General features: G+C 46.2%; 17 protein-coding genes. 7 read left to right on the forward strand and 10 right to left on the reverse strand.

The genetic code is table 11. From position 1 onward, the window contains the following. Positions 1–39: 39 nt before the first annotated feature. Entirely contained in the window at positions 40–816 is a 777-nt protein-coding gene (locus AC1DYT_RS12895) for a C10 family peptidase (RefSeq protein WP_477470010.1), read from the reverse strand. An 84-nt stretch (positions 817–900) separates the two neighbouring features. After that, the gene (locus AC1DYT_RS12900) at positions 901–2,073 is read right to left on the reverse strand and encodes a helix-turn-helix domain-containing protein (RefSeq protein ID WP_477470011.1); all 1,173 of its coding nucleotides are present in this window, start codon (positions 2,071–2,073) and stop codon (positions 901–903) included. A gap of 229 nt (positions 2,074–2,302) precedes the next feature. Here AC1DYT_RS12900 and AC1DYT_RS12905 point away from each other — a divergent pair, with 229 nt between their 5' ends. Continuing rightward, positions 2,303–4,759, forward strand: a complete 2,457-nt coding sequence (locus AC1DYT_RS12905; RefSeq protein ID WP_477470012.1) for a DUF5916 domain-containing protein — start codon at positions 2,303–2,305, stop codon at positions 4,757–4,759. Positions 4,760–4,837: 78 nt separating this feature from the next. On the opposite strand, the gene AC1DYT_RS12910 is transcribed toward AC1DYT_RS12905, so the two are convergent. From AC1DYT_RS12910 to ruvX, 7 genes are all read right to left on the reverse strand, one after another. Beyond that, complete coding sequence (locus AC1DYT_RS12910) at positions 4,838–5,854, reverse strand: DUF3078 domain-containing protein (protein WP_477470013.1); 1,017 nt, start codon at positions 5,852–5,854, stop codon at positions 4,838–4,840. A 63-nt stretch (positions 5,855–5,917) separates the two neighbouring features. Beyond that, positions 5,918–6,241 carry a hypothetical protein gene (locus tag AC1DYT_RS12915; RefSeq protein ID WP_477470014.1) on the reverse strand — a complete coding sequence of 108 codons (324 nt, stop codon included), beginning with the start codon at positions 6,239–6,241 and terminating at the stop codon, positions 5,918–5,920. Further along, on the reverse strand, positions 6,238–6,990 hold the full coding sequence (locus AC1DYT_RS12920) for a hypothetical protein (protein ID WP_477470015.1): 753 nt from the start codon (positions 6,988–6,990) through the stop codon (positions 6,238–6,240). The genes AC1DYT_RS12915 and AC1DYT_RS12920 overlap by 4 nt, the downstream gene beginning before the upstream one ends. Before the next feature lie 65 nt (positions 6,991–7,055). Next, positions 7,056–7,886: a glucosaminidase domain-containing protein gene (locus AC1DYT_RS12925; RefSeq protein ID WP_477470016.1), complete on the reverse strand. Its 831-nt coding sequence runs from the start codon at positions 7,884–7,886 to the stop codon at positions 7,056–7,058. A gap of 44 nt (positions 7,887–7,930) precedes the next feature. Continuing rightward, entirely contained in the window at positions 7,931–8,488 is a 558-nt protein-coding gene (locus AC1DYT_RS12930) for a glucosaminidase domain-containing protein (RefSeq protein WP_477470017.1), read from the reverse strand. Between the two features lie 2 nt (positions 8,489–8,490). Next, positions 8,491–9,129, reverse strand: a complete 639-nt coding sequence (locus AC1DYT_RS12935) for an O-methyltransferase (protein WP_477470018.1) — start codon at positions 9,127–9,129, stop codon at positions 8,491–8,493. 193 nt (positions 9,130–9,322) lie between these two features. Continuing rightward, positions 9,323–9,733 (reverse strand): Holliday junction resolvase RuvX, encoded by a 411-nt coding sequence (ruvX, locus tag AC1DYT_RS12940; RefSeq protein ID WP_477470019.1) that lies wholly within the window; start codon positions 9,731–9,733, stop codon positions 9,323–9,325. Positions 9,734–9,934: 201 nt separating this feature from the next. Here ruvX and AC1DYT_RS12945 point away from each other — a divergent pair, with 201 nt between their 5' ends. The 4 genes from AC1DYT_RS12945 to AC1DYT_RS12960 all read left to right on the forward strand — a co-directional run bounded on the left by AC1DYT_RS12945 (position 9,935) and on the right by AC1DYT_RS12960 (position 14,368). Then, positions 9,935–11,077: a DNA polymerase III subunit gene (locus AC1DYT_RS12945; RefSeq protein ID WP_477470020.1), complete on the forward strand. Its 1,143-nt coding sequence runs from the start codon at positions 9,935–9,937 to the stop codon at positions 11,075–11,077. A gap of 2 nt (positions 11,078–11,079) precedes the next feature. Further along, on the forward strand, positions 11,080–12,528 hold the full coding sequence (gene ricT / locus AC1DYT_RS12950; RefSeq protein ID WP_477470021.1) for a regulatory iron-sulfur-containing complex subunit RicT: 1,449 nt from the start codon (positions 11,080–11,082) through the stop codon (positions 12,526–12,528). Continuing rightward, the gene (locus AC1DYT_RS12955; RefSeq protein ID WP_477470022.1) at positions 12,529–13,008 is read left to right on the forward strand and encodes a gliding motility lipoprotein GldH; all 480 of its coding nucleotides are present in this window, start codon (positions 12,529–12,531) and stop codon (positions 13,006–13,008) included. Between the two features lie 73 nt (positions 13,009–13,081). Beyond that, the gene (locus tag AC1DYT_RS12960; protein WP_477470023.1) at positions 13,082–14,368 is read left to right on the forward strand and encodes a tetratricopeptide repeat protein; all 1,287 of its coding nucleotides are present in this window, start codon (positions 13,082–13,084) and stop codon (positions 14,366–14,368) included. 325 nt (positions 14,369–14,693) lie between these two features. On the opposite strand, the gene AC1DYT_RS12965 is transcribed toward AC1DYT_RS12960, so the two are convergent. Next, entirely contained in the window at positions 14,694–15,074 is a 381-nt protein-coding gene (locus tag AC1DYT_RS12965; protein ID WP_477470024.1) for a hypothetical protein, read from the reverse strand. 70 nt (positions 15,075–15,144) lie between these two features. On the opposite strand from AC1DYT_RS12965, the gene AC1DYT_RS12970 reads away from it, so the two are divergent. Beyond that, positions 15,145–15,396: a hypothetical protein gene (locus AC1DYT_RS12970; protein WP_477470025.1), complete on the forward strand. Its 252-nt coding sequence runs from the start codon at positions 15,145–15,147 to the stop codon at positions 15,394–15,396. Between the two features lie 60 nt (positions 15,397–15,456). Beyond that, positions 15,457–16,647: a tetratricopeptide repeat protein gene (locus AC1DYT_RS12975; protein WP_477470026.1), complete on the forward strand. Its 1,191-nt coding sequence runs from the start codon at positions 15,457–15,459 to the stop codon at positions 16,645–16,647. The last annotated feature ends 21 nt before the right edge of the window (positions 16,648–16,668 follow it).

Consider the following 16,668-nt stretch of genomic DNA (forward strand, 5'->3'; position numbering starts at 1 on the left):
TACTTAATTCATTACAAATCGCCCACTTCCTTGTCTTTATTATTTCAAAGGCTCAAATGTGTAAATAACACGCAGCTTGCAGTCGCCTTCTTTCAGTATATCCTTATCATAATTATACCAGCCATCCTGCGGGCCGCCCTGCCCCTGGTTCACGTGAACCATAAACGCACCGTCGATATCCCGGTAACCATCTATCACAACCGAATGCCCGAAATTTTTAAGATTGGCAAAATGCAGGAACACTGGGCGCTTGTTGCTGATTTCGCTCATAATGATGCGCTCTTGCTTGCCGGCAGTATAGGGGAGCAAATGCCGCCAGGAGATATAGCGGCTCACCTTTACTTTATAATGTTGCTCTAAAAGGCCGGCCGGCGCGAGCTTATGCATATAACTATCGGTACCGAAATCTTTTTGGATGGCCAGCGCGGCGTAGTAGTTATACCTCGCCAGCTCTGCCACCTGCTCTTCGCCAGTACTGTTATCTATCCGGCTTGCCAGTTTATCTATGCTGATGGCCGCGCTATCGATATCTTCGTTTATACGGTAACCCTTGCTGGAGATGTAGGCCACATGACCGAATGGCTTCAGGCGGTGAAAATACATAATCTGTGCCAGGGCGGTGCTCCAGCAACCCAGCCGCATTTTATCCGGCGTACAACTTTCAAAGCCGCCCATTTGCTGCCAGTGGGTTTTTATGAATACGCTATCGGCTTGGGGAACCGTATCTGTAACCGGGATAAGCGCGGTTGCGGCGAATACATAGCCGGTACATAATATAGCCAGCGATACTAAAATAATCTTGATTGCCTTTTTCATGTTCTTTGTTTTAAGGCAAAGCAATGGCAAACCGAATTCTACATCCTCTCAAAACAGGTAATGAGAGCAAATAAAAATAGCCGCTTAAGAAAGTCGGGGAACTATCGGTGTGGCAAATGCCTTTGTTTTGGCGAGATAGCTTTTGGGCGATTCGCCCGTGGCGGCTTTAAATATGCGGTAAAAGCTGGCTTCGGAATTAAAACCGCTTTCTAGCGCAATGCCAAGGATAGAGAGGTGACTGAGTTTTTTATCGGCCAGCTTTTGCTTTACCTCTTCCACGCGGTATTGGTTTATTAACGACCGGAAAGGCATACCAAACCCTTTATTGATGGCTTCGGAAACTAAAGACGGGGAGCTTTTTATATAAGAGGCAAGCACATCTAATGTGAGCTCATTATTTAAAAATATCTTTTCCTTTTCGAGTGCCGCCCTTATCATTTCCTTTGCTGCGGCAAGTTCGGCATCAGTGTGTTTAGATTTCGGCGCTTCCGCTAAACCGGCCTTTTCTTCGCCTGGCATGGCTGCCAGTAACCCATCTTTTTGCTGGTACGATTTAATGGCGATGTAATAGATGAGCCCCGAAAGGTAAATGTAAAAAACCTCCCAATGCAAAAAATGGCGCGTATTGAAGTGGAAAACCTGATCGAGCAGGACGTTGACCATCAGCCCGGCGCCTAGTACACCGGTAAGCAGCAACACATTCTTCAGCCAGGTAAATGTTGGGTAAGCGGTGCCAGATATGTTTTTATACAGCCAGCCCCGGTAACGCTGCACCAGCCTAAAGCTCAGCACCCCATAAACAACCCCGCTGATAACCGAAAGCACATCCTCCACCGATTTAACCTGGTTAAAATACAATCGCCCGGCCATGGCGTCTTTAGCACTTAGCCCGCTTACCGGCAGCGCCGCTATATAAACCGCTATGGCGTGCAGCATAAGCAACATCGGCGGCACGAGATGCAACAGTTGCCTGCCCCGGAGCTTGAATTTGGGCCGTATAAGCGCTATCACATACAGGTACAGCAGCGGCTGGATAAGCAGATCGATAGCTAATGGAAAATAGCGTAGCAGGGGCTCGTCCCAAAGCCCGAGGGTGTGGAGTATGATTTTAAAACTGAGCAGACTAAATACTAATAGCATTACCGCTAAAAGCCTCGTGGCTGTGTTGCTGTTTTTAACCCGTAGCAGCAATACCGAGGAAACCACACCCTGCAGAATGCCAAACGACACAATTACATCAAACCAGTTAAAGCTCATTTTTATGGGTGAGGAGGCGTAAAAATACGCATTATCTGTGGCATCAAACGCCCCCTAAAAGTGCAAAACAAGGTCCTGTTTTGCGTTTATCCATACGGGGAACATGTTTTTTTGTGGCTTATTTACCATATGGCCAACTATTTAACATCTCTTAACCAATATTTAACAGTTGATATTGTAACGTTTAGCAAACTTCGCACATCTTATAGGAACTATTAGCTCCCCAATTATGAAGGCATTTGTACTCGCCATATCCTTATCGGTAATAACTCTAACTGCTTTTTCGCAAAAGGCCAAGAAAACCCTCGTGGCCACAAAAACGGACATGCCGCCAAAACTGGATGGTTTGCTTGACGATAAAGCCTGGCTGAACGTGCCCATAGCAACCGATTTTGTGGAACTGCAGCCCAACGCCGGCACGCACGAAAAACCCGAAGAACGCACCGAAGTAAAAATAATTTACGATAATAACGCCATCTACATTGGCGCCCGCATGTACGAAACCAGCGGCGACAAGGTAGCCAAAGAGATTGCCACGCGCGATAACGTGGGCAACGCCGATTTCCTTGGCGTGATATTCGATACCTACCAGGACGGCATCAACGGCACGGGGTTCTTCGTAACATCGGCCAACAGCCAGTTCGATGCTAAATATACCCCGCCAGATCAAAACGGCAACACCGAAGACCCAAACTGGAACGCCGTTTGGACCAGCAAGGTTGTGGTTGACGACCACGGCTGGAGCGTAGAGATGCGTATCCCATACTCGGCATTGCGCTTCGCAAAAAAAGATGTGCAAACCTGGGGCATGAACCTCATACGCAAACGCCAGCGCATACAGCAGCAATTATTCTGGAATGAAATAGACCCTAAGATGAATGGTTTTATTAACCAGGAGGGCGTTTTAACCGGCTTAGAGAAATTAGACCCGCCCGTGCGATTGGCCTTCTACCCTTATTTTTCCACCTATGTAAACCATTACCCTTACAACACCGCCGGCGTACCTAACACCAAGGCTTCGGTTAATGGAGGTATGGATGTAAAATATGGTATCAATGATGCCTTCACGCTGGATTTAACGCTGATCCCCGATTTTGGGCAGGTGCAGTCTGACAATAAGGTGCTCAATCTTACGCCCTTCGAAGTAAAATATAACGAAAACCGGCCCTTTTTTACCGAGGGTACCGAGTTGTTTAATAAAGGCAATTTGTTTTATTCGCGCAGGGTGGGTGGGCAACCGCTTCACCACGACGACATGCCGTTAAACAAAAAAGATGTGGTGGTAAGCAATCCTACCGAAACAAAATTGCTAAATGCTGTTAAACTTTCCGGGCGGTTATCAAATGGCCTTGCCATTGGCGTTTTTAACGCCGTTACCAATACCGCCTATGCCACCGTTGAAGACTCTTTAGGCAACCGCAGGCAGGTACAGACAAGCCCGGTTACCAATTACAACATCCTGGTGTTTGACCAGAATTTAAAAAACAACTCGGCCATAACTTTAATCAACACGAATGTAAAACGTTTCGGCAAGGATTATTCTGCCGACGTTGGCGGCTTTGTATATAACCTCAACAATAAAAAGAACACTTATAAATTACGCGGTTTTGCCATGATGAGTAATTTGTACGGCGGCGGGATGAAAACCAAAACAGGTTATAGCTACGAGGTTATCGGAGGTAAATCATCCGGCAATTTCACCTGGGACGTTGGGCAGGATATGGTGGATAGCCAATACGAAGTTAACGACCTGGGCTTTTACAACAACAACAACTACTTAGAGCACAATCTTAACCTCCAATACAGTAATTACAAACCCAAGCATTTGTTTACCAATTATGGCGTGTGGACCAACACATACTACTCGCGCCGCGTAAACCCTACAGCTTACCAAAACTTTAATCAGAATTTTGGCGCCTTTGGTGCCTTTAAAAATTTGTGGCAGGTAAATATTAATGGGCATTTTCGTTTTGAGGGGCAGGATTTTTACGAACCGCGTGTTGCAGGCTTGATGTATAAAAACCCGCAGAACTTCATGCTGAACTGGAATTTGAGCACCAACCGTTCTAAAATGGTTTCGGGAGGTTTCTGGTACTCGGATACCTGGGTTTGGAACGGGCACAATGCGCACGGTAACGACCTGGAAATGTATGTTAATCTGCGCCTAAGCAATAAGTTTTCTATCAATGAAGACATCACCTTTAGTCCGCGGATAAACTACCTTGGTTTTTCAACAAGAGATACCATTAGTGGCAACCCCATTTTTGCTTTAAGGAACGTGCACACGGTAGAAAACATCTTTAGCCTCAAATACGCCTTTAGCGGCACCATGGGCTTAAACCTGCGTATGAGACATTACTGGAGCAAGCTGAACGTCAAACAATTTTTTAACCTCGGGGCAAATGGTTACGTAGCACCCCTAACGTCCACAAATTTTAATCATAACCGTGACCAAAACGTAAACATCTGGAACGTGGATATGGTGTACGTATGGCAGTTTACCCCGGGCAGCGAGCTTAGCCTGGCCTGGAAAAACTCGGCATACAATGACACCAACCCGGCAAACGAAGGCTATCTCAATAACTTACATAACACCGTCAACCTGCCGCAGAACAACAACTTCTCGCTCAAGATATTGTACTACGTAGATTTCCAGAGTTTAAGGAAGCATCATACAAAAGGATAAAACGCACGTCATTAAACAGAAAAACCGGCTGATGGCCGATTTTTCTGTTTAATATATCTTTGCCTAATAAGGTTTCCGTTACGGAAACCTGTACAATATCCCCAATGACAGGCCTTCGGTGCCTTGTATATCGCTCGAAGTATTCTTATCGAAAAGCAGTGTTCCGTTTATAGATACGTTGATGAGGCGGTTTACCTTTGCTGCAAGCACGGCATCCAATCTGTGCCTAACATAATCGAGCGGTTTGCCGTAAGGTACAAACATATCGTAACGGGCATTAAAGTGCATATTCTTGGCAATATCCTTATCAAATATGGCTACCATCTGGAAGGCTATGTCTGTATGGATGGTTTTGCCAGGCGTAACACCATAATTGCCCGGGTTATTGTGGTATATCGTAGTATCCATAACGAAAGTTTGGCGGGCCGTGCCGGTACCCAAACGAAGATCGAAGAACTTTTCGGCCTTATACTCAAAACCCACTGATTCGGTTAAATACCCCGGCGACATAAAGTTAGATATCAGCACCGGCGGATTAACGCCCGCAGCATCGTACTGAAAACCTTTATCAAACTGCGATTCGAAGCTTAAAGACCCGAAGAAGAACCAATGTTTAGACATCTGCGTGGCCACTTTGTTATCCAGGAAAATACGGTCGTTTGTTTTGCGCGCACCCTGACCTTTGTTTTTAGATTTTCCGTAGAGCAGATTTAATTCGGTAGCGTAGCTAAAAGGTGCTTTACTATACTCGGTACGGTATATTAAATTAGTACCCAAAGCAATGGCGGTAACACCACCCGCGCTGTAGTTGTTGCTGAAGGCGGCCTGATTAAAGTTCACACCAAGGGTAATAAACCTGCGCCAATAGCTCACTTTGTAATCCAGCATGGTTACGGGTATCAGCTCCTGCTGTATCTGTATGGGCCTGGTTGGCACCGGTATTGAATTGGGCCGCGGCGCAATGCGGTATCTGTTCAATAAATTGGTATCAATTTTTACGGTGTCCCGCTTGGCGGTATCGGTTGTTTGGGCGTTGGCACTCAACGCAATTGACAGGGACAGTAGGAAAAAGAAGCTAAAGCCGGTTTTCAACATAACGCAAAGAAAAAGCAAAAATCTGTTATTTCAACGCAAAAACTGTAACTAATGTGTTCGCTATTAAAAAAAAATCAGCCAGTTACAATATTTCCGGCAGTTTAAATAGGCTAAATCCGCCTCCATTTTGTACGCCTCCTGTTCGAAAGAAATGCTCATGTACGCCTTCTGATGATTGCGGTACCGAATAAGATTTACCAGATAATTCAGCAGGTACAATACATAAAAAGGCAGTACCAATAGTTCTATCTGCTGGCGTAAGTGAATCTGTTCGTGGTTAAGCAACACCTCGTCGTTGCGCATGGCATCGCTACGGAGCAAAATAAAAGGGTACAGCGCCATGGCGTTAACATTTAGCCAGGAGGCAACAATAAGCCAACCCTTCATTTAGCGGTATCGATAAACATTTTTGGCAGGGGCGCCAACTCGAATGCCCTGGGGTTGCGGCGGTAGCGTTTGTAGCTGCTGCGTACATAGGCAACAAAGTCGTACTCGCTTGCCGTGGTTACCATATTGTAGCTGGGTCGGTATTTCAGCATAAAATCGGTTAACTCGGGGTCTTTTAAAAAGGTAATACCCCCCACGTACGATTTATTGAAGCGGAAGTCGATTACCGATTGGTGGTAGTCGCGGTCGATAATTTCTTTCAGATGCTCGGCGTTGCGGCCGCTGCTGCTGAACAGGTTGTAAAGCGCATCTATGCTGAAGCCAACGCCGCCTTGTCCTAACGACAGCAGATCCGGGTTGCTGGATGGACCATATATCTTGCTGTAATCGCTTTTTGTGGCCAGATATCGCCGTTGCGGGTTAAGCACGTTGTCGCGTATGGTTACCTCTTGCAGTTGTATGGCCGTCGGGCGCATATAAACGGCCAATGGCAAAAAGTTTTTTACGGTAAGGGTATCGGCAAAATGGTCGGATTTACTAAAGATAAGCACATCGCCAATGCTGGCTTTTATGGTAAACTCTCCCTTGATGGTATTATAAATAGATTCGCCGGTATTGTTGTTACGCACGTTTACCCGGGCAATACGCACGCTGCTTGTTTTATCGAATACGATACCCGTTACCTGCTTTTGCTGGGCAAAAGCAGGCATAAAAAATATGCAAAACAGGATGGAGAGCCATAGTTTCATTGTAGGAATCATAAAGCTACGCGTTTACAGCGAAGCCGCACGTTTTATTAACAAATTTTAACACGCTATTTTATCACAACTAGTTTTTGGCCAATCTTTAGGTTATTATCGGCCAGGTTGTTCAGCGCTTTCAATTCGTCAACGGTGATACCAAAACGCTTGGAGATGTTGTATAGTGTATCGCCCTGTTTTACGGTATAGATTTTATCGTCGGGCGATGTCTTGGCAATCGTATCTGGCTGGGCGCTGCCAATGTCGTTGTTTATTTCGGTGAGCACGCGGTCCTCTCGTTTTATTTTTGCAACGCCACCTTCAGGGCGATCATACTGGTCCAGGTTATATTTTACGATTAGGTTTATCAGCAGTTGGGGGTACCTGGGGTTAGTGGCATAGCCGGCTTTTTTTAGGCCATACGCCCAGCCGGTGTAATCGTCCTTATCCAGTTCGAAAAGCCTTGCGTAATTCTTCTTCTTCAAAAACTCGGAGTGGTCGCGGTAGCTGTCTTCCGGGTTGTCGTACACGCGGAAACAATCGTTGGTTTGGTCGTCGTCTTTATAGTAGCTTGGCCCGGCCCAGGTGCTACCACATTTGATGCCGAAGTGGTTATTGGCGGCTACGGCTAAATCGCTGTTGCCGGCGCCCGATTCGAACAGACCCTGCGCCAGCGTTATGCTGGCGGGTATGCCGTAGGCGTTCATCTCTTGTATGGCGATGGCTTTAAAGCGGTCGATATACTCCAGGGACGACATATTGCGGTGCGATGCGATGGCCGCCTGGTTGCGTTTTTGGATAGCCCGGTTGTTCTTTCGCGCTTTGCTATTGCTAATGGCGCTTTTATGCGCCGAGCACGAATTGAAAAGAATAGCGAGGATGAAAAGGATGTAAAATTTCCGCATGCAGCAATAACCTTAGCCGATAGAACGGCTAAAACGAAAGTAAATTATTTTTGGCTATTGTCCGCTAGTTGTGCCGGCATATTTGCGTCGACTGGCTTTTCGTCAAGGTCGTTCAGCTTGTATTTTTTGATGATGGCCATCACTTGCGATGCCCAGGTGCGGCTGCTGCAGTAGCCACTGCGTTGTATGCCGCGCGCCCAACCTGCGTAATCATACTGGGTAAGCTTATCGGCCAGGTGGCTAAATTGCTTGCGCTCTGTCATGATGCGGGCAAAATCCTGGAAAGAATCCATAACCGAATCGTACCGTTTATATGGTGTGCGTACTTTTTTGTTGTTTTTGTAATAAACTACAGTGCCGCCTCCTTTTACGCCAAACTGGTTATTCAGGTTTTGGGCGATATTGCTCTTGCCGCTGGCAGATTCGTGCATGGCCACGCCTAAAATGATACTGGCGGGCACACCTGTTTCGTGCATAATGCGTACGGCATTATCTTTGAACTTATCGATGTATGATTGTGGAGCTGTTTGTGCCGAAACGGTTGCTGTGGTTGCAATTAACGCGCATACTAACAGTAGTGTAGCAGTAAAGAGTTTCTTCATAATTATTTTTTTCTGATGATCAGTAGTCCATCTCGAACGGGGAGGATTAATTTCTCTACATCCGTATTTAAAGCTATCAGTTCATTTAGCTTGCGGATGCCTACGGTATCGGCGTCTTTTTCGTTGCCATATACCTTGCCTTTCCACAAAACATTATCAATTATTATTAACCCACCGGGCCTTACCTTGTGCAATACGAGTTCAAAATAAGTAAAATTATTTCTTTTATCCGCATCAATAAAAACTAAATCGAAGTTATTTTCCTCTAAATCAGCAATAACGGCCTCTGCGGCCCCAAAATGCAGCTTTATTTTTTTGTCAACATTTGTTGATTTAAAATGTGAAACAAGCATTTCCTCGTATTCGCGGTTAACTTCTATGGTGTGCAAAATACCGCCTTCAACAAGCCCTTCGCTTAAGCAAATAGCCGAGTAGCCGGTAAAAGTGCCTATCTCTAAAATCAGTTTCGGCTGCACCATTTTGCTCAGCATGCTCAGCAATCGGCCCTGGTAATGGCCGCTTAGCATGTGCGGTTTAAGCACTTTAAGGTATGTTTCGCGGTTGATCGCCTGTAGTTCGGGAGCCTCGGGGTCGAGGTGGGCATCGAGGTAGGATTGCAGAGCCGGATCTAAAATTTCCATTGGGCAAATTTAGGGAAATATTTTTTGAAGGGAATTTATGTCTCTCTACCACGTCATTGCGAGCGATAGCGCGGCAATCATCGGCAGGCTGGTCGGATTTGCAGAGCGGCTCTGCTGACCGATGATTGCCACGCCGCCACCGCCCATCCTCCCCGCTGCGGCTCGCAATGACGTGGGGGGAAGGATCAACGGATTAGAAACTCTTCCCCATCCACCCTTGCAGCAATATCACCGCCGATATCGTATCCACCAACTCCTTGTTCTGCCTTGCTTTTTTGCCCATGCCGCTTTGGGCTATAACTGCCGATGCCATTTTAGAGGTGAAACGCTCGTCCAGCATTTCAACGGGGATTTCGGGGAAAGTTTTCTTCAGGAGGTTAACGAACCCTTTTACATGGGGTGCCGATTGCGAGGGCGTATTGTCCATCTGCTTAGGTTCGCCAACAATAAAGCGCTCCACGGGTTCGGTTTGCAGGTATTTTTTGAGGTAATCGATAATTTTTAGCGGGTGGATGGTATCCAGTCCGGTAGCTATGATCTGCATCGGGTCGGTAACTGCAATGCCGATGCGCTTGGTGCCGTAATCGAAAGCCATGATTCTCATGAGATGTGAGATATGAGATATGAGATATGAGACTTTTTCATGGCACAAAGATATGAGATGTGAGACATGAGATATGAGATTTTTTGTGGCTGGCAATCTATTTATTATCCATTAAAAATAAACCTCAGGCATAGCTTCGGTCTCATATCTCACATCTCAAATCTAATTCCACATCTCAAATCTATTTTTTACCTTGCACCAATGCAGTTTAAGCAAATTACCGGGCAGGATGCTATAAAGCAACGTTTGATTACTTCTGTAAATGAGAACAGGGTAAGCCATGCTCAGCTGTTTTTGGGCCCCGAAGGTAGCGGCAGCCTGGCGCTTGCTGTTGCTTACGCCCAATACCTAAGCTGTGAGGATAAACAGCCCGAAGATTCCTGCGGGGTATGTTCCAGCTGCCGCAAGTATCAAAAACTGATGCACCCCGATCTGCATTTTTCCTACCCAACCTTCGGCACGCCAAAAGAATCATCGATAGATTTTATAGACCAGTGGCGCACGGCTTTTACAGAAAACCCGTACCTCAGCCTGGATACCTGGCGGGGATATTTAGATTCTGGCAACAAACAAGCTAACATCAACATCCTCGAATGCCATCAAATTATCAAAAAACTCAGCTTTAAACCGTTTGAGTCGGTTTACAAAGTTTTAATACTGTGGCTACCCGAGTACCTGGATAAACAAGGCAACGCACTGCTGAAAGTGATTGAAGAACCGCAGCCCAACACGCTATTTTTGCTGGTGGCCCAAAACCAGGACCAGATACTGAACACCATCCTCTCGCGTACGCAGCTCATCAAGATACCCTGCTTAAATTATGATGATATAAAAAGCCAGCTCATCGCACAGCATAATCAAACTGAAACCGCCGCTTCGGAAATTGCTTACTTAAGCAACGGCAATATGACCGAAGCCCTAAACATGCTGCAACAGGATGCTAAAGGCTACCACGATATGTTTGTGCAGTGGCTGCGTTTATGCTTCGGCAACAAAGGGTTAGAGGTGCTTGCGTTTACCGACCAGGCCTCTAAAATGGGGCGCGAAAACCAAAAGAATTTCATCCGCTACGGCATCAATTTTATCCGCGAATGTTGTTTGATATCGGCAGGTGCCGAAAGAATGGTACATTTACCATCGCAAGAGCTGGATACGGCCCGCAAAATGGCCGGCGTAATGAATATTGCCCAAGCCGAAACCATTATTACCGAGCTGGAAAAAGCTCATTATCATATAGAACGCAATGCTAACCCTAAGATCTTGTTTTTAGATGTATCTTTGCAGATTATAAAAGTACTAAATTTAAAAATCGTCCCCCCGGGGAATCATTATATACCGAATTAATTATGGGATGCGGAAGTTGCTCAACAGGGGGCGGTTGCTCACCTGCGGGCTGCAAAAGTAACGGCAGTTGCCTTACTAACGGTTGCAGCAAACTGGATGTACACGATTGGCTTTCCCACATGGATATGCCAACCAATTATAAGCCCTTTAGCATAGTAGAAGTAAAATTCAAAGGCTCGCGAAAGGAGTTCTATCATAACCACGATAATATTTACCTGGAAGCGGGCGAACTGGTAGCGGTTGAAACCACCACCGGCGGCTACGATATTGGCCACGTAAGCATCACCGGCGAACTGGTGCGTATGCAGATGACCAAGCGCCACGTAAAGGAAGCGGATGTAACCAAAAAAATCTATCGCCGCGCCACCCCTGCCGATGTTGATAAATGGAAGCTGGCCAAGGATATGGAATGGGAAACCATGCACAAAGCACGCACACTGGCTTTGGAGCTGAAGCTGAGCATGAAGATAAGCGATGTGGATTACCAGGGTGATAAAACCAAAGCCACCTTTTATTATACGGCCGAAGGCCGCGTAGATTTTCGCGAGCTGATCAAGAAAATGGCCGAGAGTTTCCGCATACGTATAGAGATGCGCCAGATAGGTATGCGCCAGGAAGCAAGCCGCCTTGGCGGTATAGGCAGCTGCGGCCGCGAGCTTTGCTGCAGTACCTGGTTAACCGATTTTAAAACGGTATCTACGTCTGCTGCACGCTACCAAAATTTATCCCTAAATACGCTTAAGCTTGCCGGCCAATGCGGCAAATTAAAATGTTGTTTAAACTACGAGCTGGATACTTATATGGATGCGCTTAAGCACATCCCCGATAACGTAAACACGCTTAGAACCGAAAAAGGCGACGCGCGCCTGCAGAAAACCGATATCTTTAAAAAAATAATGTGGTTTGCTTTCCCACGCGAAGAATCGTGGGTGCCGTTGCCGATTGCCCGCGTAAAAGAAATACAACAAATGAACCGCGATGGCGTTTTGCCTGCCGACCTTACCGAGGCCGTACAAGTAGAATTGATACCGGTAAAAGTGCTCGATTACGAAAATGTGGTTGGCCAGGATAGCCTTACCCGCCTGGATGAGCGCCGCAACGCCAATAAAAACAAGAACAAAAATAAAAGCCGTGGCAAAGGCCCCCGTCCGGAAGGACAGGCCCAGCAAGGCGGCGCAAGGCCCGATGGCGGAAACCGACAGCCTAATGCACCTCAACGGGAAGGCGGCGCGCAAGCCGGCCCAAGGCCCGATGGCGGCAGGCGGCCCGAAGGTAATCGCCAGCAAAATGGCCCTAAACGAGAAGGCGGCGCGCAGGCTGGCCCAAGGCCCGATGGTGAAAACCGGCCAGACGGGAACCGCCCGCAAGGAAATAACGCAAACAGGCGCAATAACAACCGCCGTGGCCCAAACCGCAACCCCAATAACCCACCACCAGCAAGGCCGGAATAAATGAAACTGAAACATAATTTGTTGCTGGCAGGTTGTTTTGCCCTAATTTTAGCAGCCCTGGGCTGTAAAGATGCGGCAACAGTTATGGATACCAGCACCGAGATTGATAACCATAACTGGTCGTACGGCAACCGGGTCAAATTCGATGTAAAGATTGATGATACCAGTGTGCCTTATAACCTTTATCTCAATTTAAGGGTTGGGGGCGGCTATCGTTATTCTAATATCTACGCCTTGTTTTACCAAACATCTCCCGATAAAAAACTCAGCAAACTGCGCTACGAGTTTACACTGGCCAACCCCGATGGCGAGTGGCTAGGTAGCGGCAGTGGCAATTTGTACAGCTATCAAATGCCATTGCGCACGGCGTATAAATTCCCTGCACCCGGGGTGTACCATTTCGAATTAGAGCAAAACATGCGCGATAACCCCCTGCACGAGGTAAGCGACGTGGGCCTGAAGGTGGAAAAAACGAAATAATTTTTTATTGGTTTTTAATCTACCAATCAAAGCAAAAAATTATCTTAGGGGCTTAAACCTTATTAATTAAGCCATGAAAAAGCTTCTGTTCATCATCCTGCTGCTGCCTATCTTCGCAAAGGCGCAAGCACCCAATGCCGATAGCATCAAAAATGCAGGCACGGTAAAATATTATACCAAAATCATCGCCCAAAAACCAAACGATTCGGTTGCGTACTACAAACGCGGCAGCGCCTACCTTAACCTGGATAAGTACAAACTTGCCCTGGCCGACCTTAACAAGGCGCTGTTGATAAACCCCAAATATAAAGAAGCCTTGCTGGATAGGGGCCGAACCAAGCAATCGCTTGAGGATTATGCCGGCGCGCTTAAAGATTATAACGCCTATCTCTTGCTGAAGCCAAACAGCTCTGCTGCTTTGTACAACATCGGTATGGTAAAGCGCATTCAGAAGGATTATAAAACCGCGCTGGATTACTTTAGCAAAGGATCAGCCATAGACCCAACCGACCCCGATTTCTACAACGAGATGGGTATCTGCAAAAAACGGCTCGAAGATTATAAGGGTGCTATAGAACTTTTCAATAAAGTGGTAGAGCTGGATCCTAAAGATTATCGCCCGCACTACAACACCGGCCTCACCAAAAACCTGATGGAAGATTACAAAGGCGCTATCGAATCATTCGACAAAGCGGCCCAACTCGATCCAAAGAATGGCGATATCTACTACAGCCGTGGCGATGCCAAACGGTACATGCAGGATTATGCCGCCGCTATAGAAGATTATACCAGGGCTATACAATTAGACCCAACATTTGTAGATGCCTACAATAACCGTGGTATAGCCAAATACAAAAGCGAGGATTTCGACGGGGCCATTGACGATGCCAACAAAGCCCTTGCCATCGATCCTAAATACGCCAATTCGTTTTATAACAGGGGCCTTGCGCACGAATCGCAAAGCAACTATGCAGATGCGGTGGAGGATTTCGATAAATACATCGCACTGGAACCTACCGACCCTGATGGTTTCTTTAAACGCGGCAACAATAAGTTGAACCTCGATGATTTTGCCAATTCCATCATCGATTACAACCAGGCCATAAAACTAGATTCTAAATACACCAATGCCTACAACAATCGTGGGGTTGCCAAACGTTCGTTGCAGGATTACAAAGGCGCGATATTAGATTATTCCAAAGCCATCGAACTGGAGCCTAAAGATGGCACCTATTTCACCAACCGGGCTTACGCCGAGCACATGCTGAAAGACGATGCCTCAGCCTGCGTAGATTGGAAGAAAGGCCTGGAACTTGGCGATAAAGACGCCGAAGAATACCTCACTAAATATTGTAAGTAAGTTTGATAAGGGCTGTATCATAAAACTATTTTATAAAAACACTCGAAATAAAATTGGCTTTTTATAGCATAGGCTATGGCGGCGATTTAAACACAGAGGTAACAAAGATAAAAACACAGAGACCACTGAGATTTTATTCTATTTAGCGAAAAAAAGGCTCTGTGACCTCCGTGCAAACCTTTGCGGACTCTGTGTTTAAATAGCCACCAAATTGTGTTTTGCTGCTTAAATCTGATTTCCACTTATCTTCTTTAATGAAGCCGATGTTTACGGAAAACATCACAGCAGGGAAATATCCGGGCTTCCCTTAAAAGCCTTACAGCCCTTAGTTTACCGTGTAATCGGTGCTGATTTTGCTGAAAGAACCCAATTCCTTAGCCGATTCTTGCGCTACAATTGTGCTGTTATCGGTAACAATATACGATACTGTGTTTTCACCGCCCGCGTTCTGTATCTCCATATGCAACACGCCGCCAGCCACCAGGCCGGTAGTGAATTCATAACTACCTGTAGTTACAGATTTAGTATCGATGGCTGAATTTACCGTCTCGTCGGCTTTTATTGCAGATAAAGTAACGGTGAAGGCTGCTGTTGCAGTAACTGTCACCTTTATATTGTGCGGCACAGGCCCGGCAGCTCCTTTTTTGGAGCAAGAGCATATAGAAATGCAGCCCAAAAGGGCCAGCAGGATGATTGCGTATTTCATGGTAGGTATATTTTGGTTTTATAAAACATGTAAATATGCCAATTGTTGTTTAAGAACACAAACTATCGCCATGAAGCAAGTCATTTCTTATTTGGTAATTATGCTGGCCGCCGCGCTACTGTTCTTTACCGCCTGCAAAGGCAACACCGGGCAAACAGGGGGTGCTCAGGCAGATTCGGGACAAAAGCATATAGGTAATTCGGGCCCGGCAGATAGCTCAGGCTATGCTGTTAGCCCAACAGAAGCGGGCGGTAAAGATACCAGCGGCAATGGTAGCGGTACCGCTAATGCACCCAAAGATACACTGAAAACGAAACCTTAAAGTTTCACACTTAGCCCACCGATAAAAATGGTATTTTAGGCGCTCCTGTTACCATATCGCATGAAAAAACTATTCGCCTTACTGTTTATCGCACCATTACTAGCCTCGGCCCAAAAAGCAACGCTTAAAACAACTCCCACAGATAGCGTAGAAGCCGTAAAAGCCCTTGATTTTTACACCAAAGAGATTGCCGATTACCCTAACGAAGCCGATTATTACTATGAACGCGGCCATGCCAAAATAACGCTTAAGGATTTTAACGGCGCATTATTGGACCTTAACAAAGCTGTAAGCCTTAAAATTAATTTCGACAGGGCCTATGTAGACAGGGGCCGCCTAAAAGATGTAGTAGGAAATTACGAGGGTGCCATAGCCGATTACGACCAGGCCATATCCATAAAACCCACTGCCGTTGCTTACTATAACCGCGGGTTGGCCAACTTAAGTTTAAACAACCCAGCGTCGACCGATTTCGATAAAGCACTGGCTTTGGATGGCAATTATAAAAATGCACATATTGAGCTTGGACAAATAAAACAGCAAGCCGGCGATAATAAAGGAGCCATAGCAGATTATAGTGCTGCCATTGCCATCGACCCTAAAAATTTTGATGCTTACGTAAACAGGGCACAGGCAAAAGCGGATATCGGCGATTTAAAAGGAGCCGTTGCCGATTATGCCATGGCTATCAAGCTCGGCCCTGCCGATGGCGACCTTTATTTCAGCAGCGGCAATGCAAAACTAAACAGTAAAGATAATGCCGGCGCAGTAGCCGATTATAACCAGGCCATCCTTTTAAACTCGAAAAATGTACTCGCTTACTATAACCGGGCAATTGCTTTTGATAATTTGGGCAAATACGCCAACGCCATTACAGATTACACGGTCTTCATAAAGTATAATGAAACCGACGGCAAGGCTTACCTTAACCGCGCCAACGATTATCTGAAAACCTCCATTTTTAACAAGGCGCTGGCCGATTATAATAAAAGCCTGGAGCTTAATCCTAATAATGCAGAAGCGTACTTTTTCCGCGCATTCTGCAAACGTAACTTAAAAGATTACCCGGGTGCCATTAATGATTATAGCCGCGTAATTAGCCTCAACCCGAAAAACGGCGATGCCTATAATAACCGTGGCTTCATCAATCACCTGCTTAAAAACGATGCTGCCGCCTGCCCCGACTTTAAAAAAGCCATGATGCTGGGTAATAAAGCAGCTACCGAAAACGCCCTGCATTTTTGCAGATAGCAGTCCCTTGCTTTTATCTTT

The sequence above is a fragment of the Mucilaginibacter sp. P1_D10 genome (assembly GCF_056406215.1).

Coding starts and splice junctions, on each gene's coding strand:
- AC1DYT_RS12895 (WP_477470010.1), bottom strand. CDS start 816: ATGAAAAAGGCAATCAAGATTATTTTAGTATCGCTGGCTATATTATGT.
- AC1DYT_RS12900 (WP_477470011.1), bottom strand. CDS start 2,073: ATGAGCTTTAACTGGTTTGATGTAATTGTGTCGTTTGGCATTCTGCAG.
- AC1DYT_RS12905 (WP_477470012.1), top strand. CDS start 2,303: ATGAAGGCATTTGTACTCGCCATATCCTTATCGGTAATAACTCTAACT.
- AC1DYT_RS12910 (WP_477470013.1), bottom strand. CDS start 5,854: ATGTTGAAAACCGGCTTTAGCTTCTTTTTCCTACTGTCCCTGTCAATT.
- AC1DYT_RS12915 (WP_477470014.1), bottom strand. CDS start 6,241: ATGAAGGGTTGGCTTATTGTTGCCTCCTGGCTAAATGTTAACGCCATG.
- AC1DYT_RS12920 (WP_477470015.1), bottom strand. CDS start 6,990: ATGAAACTATGGCTCTCCATCCTGTTTTGCATATTTTTTATGCCTGCT.
- AC1DYT_RS12925 (WP_477470016.1), bottom strand. CDS start 7,886: ATGCGGAAATTTTACATCCTTTTCATCCTCGCTATTCTTTTCAATTCG.
- AC1DYT_RS12930 (WP_477470017.1), bottom strand. CDS start 8,488: ATGAAGAAACTCTTTACTGCTACACTACTGTTAGTATGCGCGTTAATT.
- AC1DYT_RS12935 (WP_477470018.1), bottom strand. CDS start 9,129: ATGGAAATTTTAGATCCGGCTCTGCAATCCTACCTCGATGCCCACCTC.
- ruvX (WP_477470019.1), bottom strand. CDS start 9,733: ATGAGAATCATGGCTTTCGATTACGGCACCAAGCGCATCGGCATTGCA.
- AC1DYT_RS12945 (WP_477470020.1), top strand. CDS start 9,935: ATGCAGTTTAAGCAAATTACCGGGCAGGATGCTATAAAGCAACGTTTG.
- ricT (WP_477470021.1), top strand. CDS start 11,080: ATGGGATGCGGAAGTTGCTCAACAGGGGGCGGTTGCTCACCTGCGGGC.
- AC1DYT_RS12955 (WP_477470022.1), top strand. CDS start 12,529: ATGAAACTGAAACATAATTTGTTGCTGGCAGGTTGTTTTGCCCTAATT.
- AC1DYT_RS12960 (WP_477470023.1), top strand. CDS start 13,082: ATGAAAAAGCTTCTGTTCATCATCCTGCTGCTGCCTATCTTCGCAAAG.
- AC1DYT_RS12965 (WP_477470024.1), bottom strand. CDS start 15,074: ATGAAATACGCAATCATCCTGCTGGCCCTTTTGGGCTGCATTTCTATA.
- AC1DYT_RS12970 (WP_477470025.1), top strand. CDS start 15,145: ATGAAGCAAGTCATTTCTTATTTGGTAATTATGCTGGCCGCCGCGCTA.
- AC1DYT_RS12975 (WP_477470026.1), top strand. CDS start 15,457: ATGAAAAAACTATTCGCCTTACTGTTTATCGCACCATTACTAGCCTCG.